Annotated in this window: 11 protein-coding genes; 2 read left to right on the top strand and 9 right to left on the bottom strand. The window is 59.0% G+C overall.

Features of this window, described 5'->3' with window-relative positions; all coding sequences use genetic code 11:
- Window positions 1-58: 58 nt before the first annotated feature.
- From odhB to sdhC, 6 genes are all read right to left on the bottom strand, one after another.
- Complete coding sequence (gene odhB / locus HX846_RS03605) at window positions 59-1,291, bottom strand: 2-oxoglutarate dehydrogenase complex dihydrolipoyllysine-residue succinyltransferase (RefSeq protein ID WP_008434003.1); 1,233 nt, start codon at window positions 1,289-1,291, stop codon at window positions 59-61.
- 44 nt (window positions 1,292-1,335) lie between these two features.
- Window positions 1,336-4,167 carry a 2-oxoglutarate dehydrogenase E1 component gene (locus HX846_RS03600; protein ID WP_003210570.1) on the bottom strand — a complete coding sequence of 944 codons (2,832 nt, stop codon included), beginning with the start codon at window positions 4,165-4,167 and terminating at the stop codon, window positions 1,336-1,338.
- 262 nt (window positions 4,168-4,429) lie between these two features.
- Window positions 4,430-5,134 carry a succinate dehydrogenase iron-sulfur subunit gene (locus tag HX846_RS03595; protein WP_003210571.1) on the bottom strand — a complete coding sequence of 235 codons (705 nt, stop codon included), beginning with the start codon at window positions 5,132-5,134 and terminating at the stop codon, window positions 4,430-4,432.
- 11 nt (window positions 5,135-5,145) lie between these two features.
- On the bottom strand, window positions 5,146-6,921 hold the full coding sequence (gene sdhA / locus HX846_RS03590) for a succinate dehydrogenase flavoprotein subunit (RefSeq protein WP_003210572.1): 1,776 nt from the start codon (window positions 6,919-6,921) through the stop codon (window positions 5,146-5,148).
- Window positions 6,922-6,924: 3 nt separating this feature from the next.
- Complete coding sequence (gene sdhD, locus HX846_RS03585; RefSeq protein ID WP_003210573.1) at window positions 6,925-7,293, bottom strand: succinate dehydrogenase, hydrophobic membrane anchor protein; 369 nt, start codon at window positions 7,291-7,293, stop codon at window positions 6,925-6,927.
- The gene (gene sdhC, locus HX846_RS03580; protein WP_008433998.1) at window positions 7,287-7,661 is read right to left on the bottom strand and encodes a succinate dehydrogenase, cytochrome b556 subunit; all 375 of its coding nucleotides are present in this window, start codon (window positions 7,659-7,661) and stop codon (window positions 7,287-7,289) included. The genes sdhD and sdhC overlap by 7 nt, the downstream gene beginning before the upstream one ends.
- 363 nt (window positions 7,662-8,024) lie before the next feature.
- Here sdhC and gltA point away from each other — a divergent pair, with 363 nt between their 5' ends.
- Window positions 8,025-9,314 carry a citrate synthase gene (gene gltA / locus HX846_RS03575; protein WP_003210575.1) on the top strand — a complete coding sequence of 430 codons (1,290 nt, stop codon included), beginning with the start codon at window positions 8,025-8,027 and terminating at the stop codon, window positions 9,312-9,314.
- 164 nt (window positions 9,315-9,478) lie between these two features.
- Here the strand turns inward: gltA and HX846_RS03570 are convergent, their stop codons facing one another.
- The 3 genes from HX846_RS03570 to HX846_RS03560 all read right to left on the bottom strand — a co-directional run bounded on the left by HX846_RS03570 (window position 9,479) and on the right by HX846_RS03560 (window position 12,535).
- The gene (locus HX846_RS03570) at window positions 9,479-11,137 is read right to left on the bottom strand and encodes a cation acetate symporter (RefSeq protein ID WP_178964986.1); all 1,659 of its coding nucleotides are present in this window, start codon (window positions 11,135-11,137) and stop codon (window positions 9,479-9,481) included.
- Window positions 11,134-11,445 carry a DUF485 domain-containing protein gene (locus tag HX846_RS03565; protein ID WP_003210577.1) on the bottom strand — a complete coding sequence of 104 codons (312 nt, stop codon included), beginning with the start codon at window positions 11,443-11,445 and terminating at the stop codon, window positions 11,134-11,136. Before HX846_RS03565 ends, HX846_RS03570 begins: the two co-directional genes overlap by 4 nt.
- Window positions 11,446-11,683: 238 nt before the next feature.
- Entirely contained in the window at window positions 11,684-12,535 is an 852-nt protein-coding gene (locus HX846_RS03560; protein ID WP_008433997.1) for a glycine betaine ABC transporter substrate-binding protein, read from the bottom strand.
- Between the two features lie 330 nt (window positions 12,536-12,865).
- Here HX846_RS03560 and HX846_RS03555 point away from each other — a divergent pair.
- Window positions 12,866-14,124, top strand: a 1,259-nt coding sequence (locus HX846_RS03555; protein ID WP_178964985.1) for a glycosyl hydrolase family 17 protein, incomplete at its 3' end; no start/stop codon positions are given.

The following is a 14,124-nucleotide window of genomic DNA, read 5'->3' as shown; positions in this document are numbered from 1 at the left end:
GAGCCGCACTCCGGCCTGCCTCGCGGCAGACCGGGTGGTACGGCGCACCGCCGCTTTATCAGATATCCAGCAGCAGACGAGCCGGGTCTTCCAGCAGGTTCTTGATGGTCACCAGGAAAGTCACGGCTTCTTTACCATCGATCAGGCGGTGATCGTACGACAGCGCCAGGTACATCATCGGGCGGATAACCACTTGGCCGTTGATCGCCATAGGACGCTGCAGAATGTTGTGCATGCCCAGGATCGCAGCTTGTGGCGGGTTGACGATCGGAGTCGACATCATCGAACCGAAAGTACCACCGTTGGTGATGGTGAAGGTACCACCGGTCATCTCGTCGATGGTCAGTTTGCCGTCACGGGCCTTCTTGCCGAAGTTGGCGATGCCGCCTTCGATTTCAGCCAGGCTCATCAGCTCGGCGTTACGCAGAACCGGTACCACCAGGCCACGGTCGCTGGAGACGGCAACGCCGACGTCAGCATAACCGTGGTAAACGATGTCGCCGCCGTCGATGGAAGCGTTGACTGCCGGGAAGCGTTTCAGCGCTTCGGTGGCCGCTTTCACGAAGAACGACATGAAGCCCAGGCGTACGCCGTTGTGGGACTTCTCGAACAGGTCCTTGTACTTCGAACGCAGGGCCATGACTTCGGTCATGTCGACTTCGTTGAAAGTAGTCAGCATCGCCATGTTCGACTGTGCTTCAACCAGGCGCTTGGCCACGGTGGCACGCACGCGGGTCATCGGTACGCGCTTCTCGGTGCGGTCGCCAGCGGCGAACACAGGAGCAGCGGCAGCCGGGGCGGCAGCCTTGGCAGGCGCAGCAGCTGGAGCGTTTTTCTTGGCTTCAACGGCGGCAACCACGTCTTCCTTGGTCACACGGCCATCTTTGCCGGTGCCCTTGATGGACGCCAGGTTGATACCGTTTTCGTCAGCCAGCTGACGCGCAGCCGGTGCAGCGATTGGATCTTCGCCACCCGCAGCCGGTGCAGCAGCTGGAGCTGCGGCAGCAGCCGGTGCCGCAGCGGCGGCAGGAGCAGGAGCAGCGGCAGCAGCACCGCCCTCTTCGATCGAGCCCAGTACCTGATTCGACAGGACGGTAGCGCCTTCTTCGGCAACGATTGCGCCCAGCACGCCGTCAGCTTCAGCCAACACTTCGAGCACGACCTTGTCGGTTTCGATGTCGACGATCAGGTCGTCACGCTTGACGGCCTCGCCTGGTTTCTTGTGCCAGGTGGCAACGGTGCCATCGGCAACCGATTCCGGGAATGACGGGGCTTTGATTTCGATAGCCATTATCTGTGGGTCCTTAAAATTCGGTTTCAGTCAGCGCGAAGGCGTTAAACAGTGAAAGCATCTTGCAGCAGTTTTTCCTGCTGCTCGGCGTGCATCGACGCATAACCACACGCAGGTGCAGCAGAAGCATCACGACCGGCGTACTCCAGGCCCAGTGCCTGTTTGTGATTGCCGATGCTGCGACGCAGATGATGCTGGCTGCTGTACCACGCGCCCTGGTTCATCGGTTCTTCCTGACACCACACCACATTGGTGAGGTTGGTGTAAGGCGCGATGGCCTCCATCAGGTCGTCTTCCGGGAACGGGTAAAGCTGCTCGATCCGCACGATGGCGATGTCTTCGCGGCCTTCGGCACGGCGTTTTTCCAGCAAATCGTAGTAAACCTTGCCGCTGCACAGGATCAGGCGAGTGACCTTGGCGGCGTCGAGGGTATCGATTTCTGAAATAACGGTCTGGAACGAACCATCCGCCAGATCTTCCAGGGTCGAGATGGCCAATTTATGACGCAGCAGCGATTTCGGCGTCAGCACTACCAGCGGCTTGCGCAGCGGGCGGATCACCTGGCGACGCAGCAAGTGGTAGATCTGGGCCGGGGTAGTCGGCACGCACACCTGGATGTTGTGCTCGGCGCACAATTGCAGGTAACGCTCCAGACGGGCCGAGGAGTGCTCCGGACCCTGACCTTCATAACCGTGTGGCAGCAGCATGGTCAGACCGCACAGACGGCCCCACTTGTGCTCGCCGCTGGTGATGAACTGGTCGATAACCACCTGGGCACCGTTGGCGAAGTCGCCGAACTGGGCTTCCCAGATCACCAGCGCCTGAGGCGTGGTGGTCGAGTAACCGTATTCGAACGCCAGTACGGCTTCTTCGGACAGGAACGAATCGTACAGGTCGAAACGTGGCTGGCCTTCGTACAGGTTCTGCAACGGGATGTAGGTGCCCGCGTCTTTCTGGTTGTGCAACACAGCGTGACGGTGCGAGAACGTACCGCGGCCGATGTCCTGGCCAGTCATGCGGATCGGGTGACCTTCGAACGCCAGGGTCGCGTACGCCATGGTTTCAGCGTAACCCCAGTTGATCGGCAGGCCGCCGGCTTGCATCTTCTGACGGTCTTCGTAGATCTTCGCAACCTGGCGCTGTACGACGAAACCGTCTGGGATTTCCAGCAGCTTGGCCGACAGTTCCTGCAGGGTCTTCAGATCGAACGAGGTGTCGTGACGCGCAGTCCAGGCGTGGCCCAGGTACGGACGCCAGTCAACGAACAACTCTTTGTTCGGCTCTTTAACCAGGCTTTTCACGACATGCAGGCCGTTGTCCAGCGCGTTGCGGTATTCATCGATCTTCGCCTGAACACGTGCATCGTCCACCACGCCGGCCTTGATCAGGCTATCGGCATACAGCTCACGGGTGGTGCGCTGCTTGGTGATTTGCTGGTACATCAACGGTTGGGTGCCGCTAGGCTCATCCGCTTCGTTGTGACCGCGACGACGGTAGCAGACCAGGTCGATGACCACGTCACGCTTGAACTGCATGCGGTAATCGATGGCCAACTGGGTCACGAACAACACGGCTTCCGGATCATCACCATTCACATGGAGGATCGGCGCCTGGATCATCTTGGCAACGTCGGTCGCGTACTCGGTAGAGCGTGCGTCCAGCGGGTTGCTGATGGTGAAGCCCACCTGGTTGTTGATGACGATGTGAACGGTACCGCCGGTCTTGAAGCCGCGAGTCTGCGACATCTGGAACGTTTCCAGGACCACACCCTGACCGGCGAACGCCGCGTCACCGTGGATGGAAATCGGCAAGACCTTCTCACCGGTGGAATCGTTACGACGATCCTGGCGCGCACGTACCGACCCCTCGACCACTGGAGAAACGATCTCCAGGTGGGATGGGTTGAACGCCATGGCCAGGTGAACTTCACCGCCGGTGGTCATTACGTTGGACGAGAAGCCCTGGTGATATTTAACGTCACCGGAACCCAGCTCGACCTTCTTCTTGCCTTCGAATTCGTCGAACAGCTCGCGCGGGTTCTTGCCGAAGGTGTTGACCAGCACGTTCAAGCGGCCACGGTGGGCCATGCCGATCACGATTTCCTTGGTGCCGTAGGAACCGGAACGCTGGATCAGCTCGTCGAGCATCGGGATCAGGCTTTCGCCGCCTTCCAGGCCGAAACGCTTGGTGCCCGGGTATTTGGTGCCCAGGTATTTTTCCAGGCCTTCCGCTGCAGTGACGCGCTCGAGCAAGTGGCTCTTGACGTCCGCAGACAGCACCGGGCGACCACGCACGCCTTCAAGGCGGTGCTGGAACCAGTGGCGCTGCTCGGAATCAGTGATGTGCGTAAATTCGGCACCGATGGTGCGGCAATATGTCTGCTGCAACGCTTCGTGAATTTCGCGTAGGCTCGCTTCCTCTTTGCCGATGAACAGGTCGCCGGCACGGAAGGTCGTATCAAGATCGGCATTGGTCAAGCCGTAATGATTGATCGACAGGTCTGCAGGTGCAGGACGCTGCCACAGCCCCAGCGGGTCAAGCTGGGCTGCCTGGTGGCCACGCATACGGTAGGCCTGGATCAGTCGCAGTACTTCAACTTGCTTCTTCTCGTGCTCACTGCTCACGCTTGCGGCAGAAACCGGCTGGGCGCGGCGCTGGTTCTTTGCCAGCAGCACGAACTGATCGCGAATTGTTGCGTGCGATACATCGGTGGCAGCGTTGCCGTCTGAAGACAACGTCTGAAATTTGGTGCGCCATTCTTCTGGCACAGCGTTAGGGTCGTGCAGGTAGAGCTCATAAAGCTCTTCCACATAGGCAGCGTTACCACCTGAAAGATAGCCGCTGTTCCACATGCGCTGCATCACGCTTTCTTGCATGCTTGGTCACCCTCGATTTGGGGACACCACCGGCGAAAACACCGAGTTTGCTTGCAAAAGGCCAAGTGCAGCGACCAAAACAAGCCACTTAGGATCACGCTGATAGTTCGGGTACCAACCCGAATGCCCCTGCTTGTCTCATTTCTTCAAAATAAGAGCCGCGTCTTTGTAAGTCGCTGCTCAAGTTAAAACTACGGCGCCGGTTGAAGCCTGCGCCGTAGCATCTACGGGCACAACGGTCCTGCTTTTACTACAACGTCGGTTACACGCCGCTTTGCAGCAGCATGCTACGTACGTGACCAATGGCCTTAGTCGGGTTCAGGCCTTTGGGACATACGTTGACGCAGTTCATGATCCCGCGGCAGCGGAATACGCTGAACGGGTCATCCAGCGAAGCCAGACGCTCGGCAGTCTTGGTGTCACGGCTGTCTGCCAGGAAGCGGTACGCTTGCAGCAGGGCAGCTGGGCCCAGGAACTTGTCGGGGTTCCACCAGAAGGACGGGCAGGAAGTCGAGCAGCAAGCGCACAGGATGCACTCGTACAGACCGTCCAGCTTCTCGCGCTCTTCCGGAGTCTGCAGACGCTCGATGGCCGGAGCCGGCGTGTCGTTCTGCAGGAATGGCTTAACCTTCTCGTATTGCTTGTAGAAGATGCTCATATCGACGACCAGGTCACGGATAACCGGCAAACCTGGCAGCGGACGAACAACCAACTTGTTGCCTTTCACCACGGAAGACAGCGGCGTGATGCATGCCAGGCCGTTCTTGCCGTTGATGTTCATGCCGTCGGAGCCGCAGACACCCTCACGGCAAGAGCGACGATAGGAGAAACCTTCGTCCTGCTCTTTAACCAGGGCCAGCACGTCCAGCACCATCAGGTCCTTACCACCGGTATCGACCTGGAATTCCTGCATGAACGGCGCAGCGTCCTGATCAGGGTTGTAGCGATAAACACTGACTTTCAACATGGCAGCCACCCTTAGTAAGTCCGAATCTTCGGTTCAAACGTCGGAACCGTCTTCGGCGAGAAGTTCACGGCACGCTTGGTTACGCGCTTGTCACCCGGGAAGTACAGGGTGTGGCACAACCAGTTTTCGTCGTCGCGGTCTTCATAGTCTTCACGAGCGTGAGCACCACGGGATTCTTTACGAACCTCGGCGGCGATCGCAGTCGCTTCAGCCACTTCCAGCAGGTTTTGCAGCTCAAGGGCTTCGATTCGAGCGGTGTTGAACGCCTGGCTCTTGTCGTTGATCTTGACGTTGGCGATGCGCGTACGCAGGTCAGCCAGCTGGGCGATACCTTTCTGCATGTATTCGCCGGTACGGAACACACCGAAGTAGTTCTGCATGCAGCTTTGCAGCTCTTTGCGCAGGGAGGCGACGTCTTCGCCATCGGTACGCGAGTTCAGGCCATCCAGACGTGCCAGGGCAGCGTCGATGTCGGACTGGCGTGGACGCGCGTAATCAACGCCTTCCTTCAGGGTCTGCTCCAGGAACAGGCCGGCGGCACGACCGAATACCACCAGGTCGAGCAGCGAGTTGCCGCCCAGACGGTTGGCACCGTGAACCGATACGCACGCCACTTCACCTACCGCGAACAGACCAGGGATGATCTGGTCGACACCGTCGGCGTCCTGGGTGATCGCCTGGCCATGAATGTTGGTGGCAACGCCGCCCATCATATAGTGGCAAGTTGGAACAACCGGGATCGGCGCAACAGCCGGGTCAACGTGGGCAAAGGTCTTGGACAGCTCCATGATGCCTGGCAGACGGCTGTGCAGCACTTCTTCACCGAGGTGATCGAGCTTCAGCATCACGTGGTCGCCATCGGGACCACAGCCGTTACCGGCGATGATCTCTTTAACCATGGAACGGGCTACAACGTCACGACCGGCAAGGTCTTTGGCGTTCGGAGCATAACGCTCCATGAAGCGCTCGCCGTTCTTGTTGATCAGGTAACCACCTTCACCACGGCAACCTTCTGTAACCAGTACACCGGCGCCGGCGATGCCGGTCGGGTGGAACTGCCACATTTCGATGTCTTGTACCGGGACGCCTGCACGCAGGGCCATGCCGATACCGTCACCGGTGTTGATCAGGGCATTGGTAGTCGAAGAGTAGATACGGCCTGCACCGCCGGTCGCCAATACGGTGGCGTTAGCCCGCACGTAAGAGGTTTCGCCGGTTTCGATGCAGATAACGATCATGCCTACAAAGGCACCGTCTTCGTTCTTCACCAGGTCGACGCCGTAGTATTCGTTGAGGAATACGGTGCCGGCCTTCAGGTTGGCCTGGTACAGGGTGTGCAACAGCGCGTGACCGGTACGGTCGGCTGCGGCACAGGTACGAGCGGCCTGGCCACCCTTACCGAAGTCTTTCGACTGGCCGCCGAACGGACGCTGGTAGATGCGACCCTGTTCGGTACGGGAGAACGGCAGACCCATGTGTTCCAGCTCGAAGACCGCTTCCGGGCCTACGGAGCACATGTATTCGATAGCGTCCTGGTCACCGATATAGTCGGAACCCTTGACGGTATCGTACATGTGCCAGCGCCAGTCATCGTTTGGATCGGCGGAGGCGATGGCGCACGTGATGCCACCCTGGGCCGAAACGGTGTGGGAACGGGTCGGGAACACCTTGGTGATCACGGCAGTCTTGTGACCGCCCTGGGCCAGTTGCAGCGCAGCGCGCATGCCGGCACCGCCGCCGCCAATGATGATGGCGTCGAATGAAAGCGTATTAACTGTGTTAGCCATGAATCAGATACCCCAAAGAATCTGCACACCCCAGACGAAGTAAGCGAACATCGCGACGCCGCATACTGCCTGGAAGAGAAACCGTACTGCTGTCGCGGACTTGCCCAGCGCCATCGGCGTCAGGTAGTCGGTCGCGATGGTCCACATGCCAACCCAGGCGTGAGCGCCCAGGGCTACAAGGGCCAGCAGACTGAAGATGCGCATCCCGTTGTGAGCGAACAGGCCGTGCCATTGGGCGTAGCCAATGCCAGGGTTCGCCGCGAGGTACCCGATCAGGAAGATGAAATAAGCCGCGAGAACAACCGCAGACACACGTTGCGCCATCCAGTCATAGAGGCCCGAACGCGACAGGTTCGTAACGCTGGTTACCATATCCAAACTCCCGCCAGAACGATCAGCACCACGGAAATGGCGATGACGATTTTCGAGCCCAGCTTGCCGCCTTCCAGCGTCTCACCGATACCCATGTCCATGATCAAGTGGCGAATACCGGCCACAAGGTGATAAAGCAGAGCGGACAGGAGGCCCCAGGCGACGAATTTGGCCAGCGGACTGGTCAAGCATGCCTTCACCTCGGCGTACCCTTCTTCCGAACCCAGGGATTTGCTCAATGCATAAAGCATGATGCCCAGGCCAAGAAACAGGATGATGCCGGATACACGGTGCAGGAACGACGTTACGCCGGTGATGGGGAGTTTGATGGTCCTTAGGTCTAGGTTTACAGGTCGTTGGCTATTCACGGCTTTTTTTCACACTGAAGAGCCCCTAACAATCAGGGCAAAGTTGTTGGGGAGTGCACTGGTCAGGTAACCACCACCCAGGGAGTGCGACCCCCATCAAAACGGGCCCAAAAGCCCCTGGCGGTCGGAGGCCGAGTATAGACAGTTAGGCAACTAATGACAACGCGCACTCCTCACCCTAATAGCGCATTGCGCTGGCGGCATAAAAGGCGTAAATGGCAGGTAATTTCGAGGAAAAAGTACGGTTAAAGCCTTCTGGAGCAAGACTTTAGGCAAATTGACATCTGAATTTATCTCACTATAGTGGTGCGGGCCCTGCGTGGGGGGTCTGTCTGATGATTTGAAGCATAAATAGGAGGCCACATGGCTGACAAAAAAGCGCAGTTGATCATCGAGGGCGCAGCCCCCGTCGAGCTGCCCATTTTAACCGGCACCGTTGGTCCCGATGTTATCGACGTACGGGGCCTGACGGCCACGGGCCGTTTTACATTCGACCCAGGCTTCATGTCGACCGCCTCATGCGAGTCGAAGATCACCTATATCGACGGTGATAACGGTATCTTGCTGCACCGCGGCTACCCGATCGAACAGCTTGCTGAACAGTCGGACTACCTGGAAACCTGCTACCTGCTGCTTAATGGCGAATTGCCAACAGCTGAGCAAAAGGCCCAGTTTGTCAGCACCGTGAAGAACCACACTATGGTTCACGAGCAGTTGAAGACCTTCTTCAACGGCTTCCGTCGCGACGCCCACCCGATGGCCGTCATGTGCGGCGTAGTCGGCGCCCTGTCGGCCTTCTATCACGACTCCCTGGACATCAATAACCCGCAGCATCGCGAAATCTCCGCGATCCGCCTGGTTGCCAAGATGCCGACCCTGGCCGCAATGGTTTACAAGTACTCCATGGGTCAACCCATGATGTACCCGCGCAACGACCTGACGTACGCGGAAAACTTCCTGCACATGATGTTCAACACCCCGTGCGAGATCAAACCGATCAGCCCGGTGCTGGCCGCCGCGATGGACAAGATCTTCATCCTCCACGCCGACCACGAACAGAACGCCTCGACCTCTACCGTGCGCCTGGCGGGCTCCTCGGGCGCCAACCCGTTCGCCTGTATCGCCGCCGGTATCGCCGCACTGTGGGGCCCTGCCCACGGCGGTGCGAACGAAGCCGTATTGACCATGCTCGATGAAATCGGCGATGTCTCGAACATCGACAAGTTCATCGCCAAGGCCAAGGACAAGAACGATCCGTTCAAGTTGATGGGCTTCGGTCACCGGGTCTACAAGAACCGCGACCCGCGCGCCACCGTAATGAAGAAGACCTGCGACGAAGTGTTGAAGGAACTGGGCATCAAGAACGATCCGCAACTCGAACTGGCCATGCGCCTGGAAGAGATCGCCCTGACCGACCCGTACTTCATCGAGCGCTCGCTGTACCCGAACGTCGACTTCTACTCGGGGATCATCCTCAAGGCGATCGGCATTCCAACTAGCATGTTCACCGTGATCTTCGCCCTGGCGCGGACTGTGGGCTGGATCTCCCACTGGAAAGAAATGCTCTCCAGCCCGTACAAGATTGGCCGCCCGCGCCAGCTGTACACCGGCTACGAGTCGCGTGACATCACCAAGCTGGAAGACCGCAAGTAAGCTGATCGCTACTTGGCTACACCGAAAACGGCCTCCTTTGTGATAGGGAGGCCGTTTTTATTTGTGCCGGATTTGAGAAACAGTTTTGTCGTATCTGTTACCAATAAAGGCAAAAAAAAGCCCCGATCTCACGACCGGGGCATTTTTTTGTAACTGTTACAGGCTTAGTGGCTAACCGCCCCACTCGCCCCCAGGCCAGTTTGCGAACGCACAAACTGCGGGAAGTACAGCGCACGTTCCTTCTCTGCCGCCGCCGACTTGTCGGTGATGGAGAAGAACCAGATGCCGATGAACGCAATGATCATCGAGAACAGCGCCGGGTACTCGTAAGGGAAGATCGCCTTCTCATGGTGCAGGATCGAGACCCAGATGGTCGGGCCGAGGATCATCAGGCCAACGGCACTGATCAAGCCCAGCCAGCCACCAATCATCGCACCGCGGGTGGTGAGGTTTTTCCAGTACATGGAAAGCAGCAGCACCGGGAAGTTACAGCTGGCCGCAATGGAGAACGCCAGGCCCACCATGAACGCGATGTTCTGGCTTTCAAACAGGATGCCCAAGCCAATCGCCAGTACTGCCAGGGCGATGGTGGTGATCTTCGATACGCGAATCTCATCCTTCTCGTTGGCCTTGCCTTTCTTGATCACGCTGGCGTACAGGTCATGGGACACCGCCGAAGCACCCGCGAGGGTCAAACCGGCAACCACTGCCAGGATGGTGGCAAACGCCACGGCCGAGATGAAGCCCAGGAAGATACTGCCGCCCACCGCGTTGGCCAGGTGCACCGCCGCCATGTTGTTACCGCCGAGCAAGGCACCTGCAGCATCCTTGAACGCCGGGTTGGTGCTGACCAGCAGGATCGCGCCGAAGCCGATGATGAAGGTCAGGATATAGAAGTAGCCGATGAAGCCAGTGGCATACAGCACGCTCTTGCGCGCTTCCTTTGCATCACTCACGGTGAAGAAGCGCATCAGGATGTGCGGCAGGCCGGCGGTACCGAACATCAGTGCCAGGCCGAGGGAGAACGCCGAAATCGGGTCTTTCACCAGGCCGCCCGGGCTCATGATCGCTTCACCTTTAGGGTGAACCTTGATCGCCTCGGCAAACAGCATGTTGAAGTCGAAGTTGACGTGTTTCATCACCATCAGCGCCATGAACGAGGCACCGGACAGCAACAGCACTGCCTTGATGATCTGTACCCAGGTGGTCGCCAGCATGCCGCCGAACAACACATAGAGGCACATCAGGATGCCTACCAGGATCACCGCGACGTGATAATCCAGGCCGAACAGCAGCTGGATCAGCTTGCCCGCGCCGACCATCTGCGCGATCAGGTAGAACGCCACCACCACCAAAGAGCCACAGGCCGACAGGCTGCGGATCTGGGTTTGCCCCAGGCGATAGGACGCCACGTCGGCAAAGGTGTATTTGCCCAGGTTACGCAGGCGCTCGGCGATCAGGAACAGAATGATCGGCCAGCCCACCAGGAAGCCGATCGAGTAGATCAGGCCGTCGTAGCCGGAGGTGAACACCAGCGCGGAAATCCCCAGGAAGGAGGCTGCCGACATGTAGTCACCGGCAATCGCCAGACCGTTCTGGAACCCGGTGATCTTGCCGCCGGCCGCATAGTAGTCGGCCGCCGACTTGTTGCGCTTGGACGCCCAGTAGGTGATGCACAAGGTCGCGCCGACGAAGGCCACGAACATCAGGATCGCTGCGATATTCAGCGGTTGTTTATGCACTTCGCCGGTCAGTGCATCGGCCGCCCAAACGGCAGGTGCAAAGGCCGAAGCGCCGAGTACAGCCAATAGACGACCGATCATTGCGCAGCCTCCTTGAGAATCGCATTGTTCAGGTCGTCGAATTCGCCGTTGGCGCGTCGTACATAGATGCCGGTGAGGACGAAGGCCGACACAATCAGCCCGACCCCGATCGGGATCCCCCACGTGATGGACGAACCGGGGCTGATCTTGGCCCCCAGTATTTGCGGCCCATAGGCAATCAGAAGAATGAAAGCGGAGTAAAGCCCAAGCATGATTGCCGAGAGAATCCAGGCGAATCTTTCCCTTTTACTAACCAGCTCCTTGAAACGCGGGCTGTTTTGAATCGAGAGGTAAATGCTGTCGTTCATTGTTTTTATCCTCGCAGCACAGCTTTTTATTATTGGAACATATCCACTGTATGCGGCTGAGGAACAGGTTCCAGACGACCTTAGTAGTAGAAGGAGTGTAGCGAGGGATATTGAAGGTGCAGGAATAATTGCGGGGGCGAAATAATGTGGGAGCCGGGCTGCCCGCGATGGGATCACCTCGATACATCATGTGCACCGAGGCGTCTGCATCGCAGGCAAGCCAGCGCCCACAAGAGACTTACTTAGCAGTCCACTCGGCGACGCGCTCAGGGTGCTTGGCCACCCAGTCCTTGGCCGCCGCTTCAGGCTTGGCGCCCTCTTGGATCGCCAGCATGACTTCGCCGATTTCATCCTTGGAGGCCCACTGGAATTTCTTCAGGAACGCCACGACTTCCGGGGCTTTCTTTTCCAGGCCTTTGCTGCCGATGCTGTTGACGGTCTCAGCAGCACCATAAATTCCTTTTGGGTCGTCCAGGAAACGCAGTTTCCACTTGGCGAACATCCAGTGTGGCACCCAGCCGGTGACCGCAATGGATTCCTGTTTGTCTTCGGCACGGGTCAACTCGGCGATCATCGCCGCGCCCGAACTGGCTTGCAGTTTGTAGTCCAGGCCATAGGCCTTGATTGCTTCGTCGGTCTTGAGCATCACACCTGAACCGGCGTCGATACCCACAATCTTGTTCTTGAAGGTGGTGTCGGTCTTGAGGTCTTCGATGGATTTGGCTTTCACGTACTCAGGCACGATCAGGCCGATCTTGGCGTCCTTGAAGTTGGGGCCGTAGTCGACCACCTTGTCCTTGTTCTTGGCCCAGTATTCACCGTGGGTCACCGGCAACCAGGCGGAGAGCATGGCGTCGAGTTTGCCGGTGGCCACGCCTTGCCACATGATCCCGGTGGCGACCGCTTGCAGTTTCACGTCATAACCGAGCTTTTGCTTGATCACTTCTGCCGCCACGTGGGTGGTGGCGACACTGTCCGACCAGCCATCCACATAGCCGATGCTCAGGGTTTTGCTGTCGGCGCTGGCCAGTGTGGAGCTCATCGCAACTACCAGAGTGGCAGCTGCGCCCAAGAGTCGTCGCATCTTCATAGTGCTTCCCCGAAAGTGCTGCGCCCGGCGGATGCCGAGCGACGTCAACCTGTTGTTATGTGGTGCACCGCGCCCCCTTCACGCGCATCGATCACGTGGGTGCCTCATCAGTGGAGGGCTGACACTTCGATAATCAACCTGCTGCCACAAGCGACCTGCTCTGACTGCGACCTCAGGTAAGCAAGAAACGACATCACATCGCCAGCAGGATGATTTGTAGGACATTCACCGACGATCCCGCCCGAACTTTGCATGTCAAAATTATGCGGCCCCACTGGGACGGCTCAAATCCGGGTAAGATGCGCGCCTTTGCCCCCAGACGGCCTGATCATGCCCGCGACTGCACGTTTCCCGCTCCTGCCCTATTTATTTGCCCTGATCCTTGGTGTGCTGGCCCTCGGCGGCTATTGGTACGGCCTTGGCCAACCGGTGGTGCTGCCGGACGTGGCCAGCGCCAGCCACAAGCTGCAATGTGCGTCCTACACGCCCTTCGACAAAGACCAGTCGCCGTTCGACCAGCCGTTCAAACTGCGCCCCGAGCGCATGGACGCCGACCTGGCGTTGCTGGCCACCCGTTTCGAATGCATTCGCACCTACTCCCAGACCGGCCTTGAAGACTTGCCGGCACTGGCACGCAAACACGGCCTGAAGCTGATGAGCGGCGCATGGGTCAGCAGTGATCCGGTGGCCACCGCCAAGGAAGTCGAGGCACTGATCGCTTCGGCCAATGCCAACCCCGACGTCGTCACCTCGGTGATCGTCGGCAACGAAACCCTGCTGCGCAAGGAAGTCACCGCCGGGCAGTTGGTCAAGCTGATCCATCACGTCAAGGACCATATCAAGCAACCGGTCACCTACGCCGATGTGTGGGAGTTCTGGCTGCAACACCCGGAAATCGCCCCGGCCGTGGACTTCCTGACCATCCACCTGCTGCCTTACTGGGAAGATGACCCCTCGGGCATCGACCAGGCGCTCAAGCACGTGGGCGATGTGCGCCAGACCTTCGGCAACAAGTTCGCCCCCAAGGACGTGATGATCGGCGAGACCGGCTGGCCGAGCGAAGGCCGCCAGCGGGAAACGGCGGTGCCGAGCCGGGTCAACGAAGCGAAATTCATGCGCGGGTTCGTGGCCATGGCCGAAGCCAATGGCTGGCACTACAACCTGATCGAAGCCTTTGACCAGCCGTGGAAACGTGCCAGTGAAGGGGCGGTGGGTGGTTACTGGGGCCTGTTTGATGCGGACCGCCAGGACAAGGGCGTGCTCGCCGGCCCGGTGACCAATGTGCCGTACTGGCCGCTGTGGCTGGGGGTTGGCGGGATTATCCTGCTGGGCACGCTGCTGCTGGGTGGCCGCGTGCGCACGGCCCGGGTTGCGTTGTTGTTGCCATTGCTGGGCGCCGTGGCGGCCTGCTCGATCGGCACCTGGGCCGAGTTGAACCGGGTCACCGCGCGCTTCACGGATGAGTGGGTGTGGGCTGGATTGCTGGTGGCCTTGAACCTTGCGGTACTGGCTCACGCGGCCCTGGCGTTGAGTGCGCGAGAAGGTTGGCGCGAACGCGCCTTCAACTGGCTGGAGCAGCGCGCTGGCTG

The organism is Pseudomonas sp. K5002 (genome assembly GCF_013386655.1).
Taxonomy (GTDB): domain Bacteria; phylum Pseudomonadota; class Gammaproteobacteria; order Pseudomonadales; family Pseudomonadaceae; genus Aquipseudomonas.
This window is presented reverse-complemented; position numbering and strand designations above follow the sequence as displayed.

Coding starts and splice junctions, on each gene's coding strand:
- HX846_RS03560 (WP_008433997.1), bottom strand. CDS start 12,535: ATGAAGATGCGACGACTCTTGGGCGCAGCTGCCACTCTGGTAGTTGCG.
- gltA (WP_003210575.1), top strand. CDS start 8,025: ATGGCTGACAAAAAAGCGCAGTTGATCATCGAGGGCGCAGCCCCCGTC.
- HX846_RS03565 (WP_003210577.1), bottom strand. CDS start 11,445: ATGAACGACAGCATTTACCTCTCGATTCAAAACAGCCCGCGTTTCAAG.
- odhB (WP_008434003.1), bottom strand. CDS start 1,291: ATGGCTATCGAAATCAAAGCCCCGTCATTCCCGGAATCGGTTGCCGAT.
- HX846_RS03600 (WP_003210570.1), bottom strand. CDS start 4,167: ATGCAAGAAAGCGTGATGCAGCGCATGTGGAACAGCGGCTATCTTTCA.
- HX846_RS03570 (WP_178964986.1), bottom strand. CDS start 11,137: ATGATCGGTCGTCTATTGGCTGTACTCGGCGCTTCGGCCTTTGCACCT.
- sdhD (WP_003210573.1), bottom strand. CDS start 7,293: ATGGTAACCAGCGTTACGAACCTGTCGCGTTCGGGCCTCTATGACTGG.
- HX846_RS03595 (WP_003210571.1), bottom strand. CDS start 5,134: ATGTTGAAAGTCAGTGTTTATCGCTACAACCCTGATCAGGACGCTGCG.
- sdhA (WP_003210572.1), bottom strand. CDS start 6,921: ATGGCTAACACAGTTAATACGCTTTCATTCGACGCCATCATCATTGGC.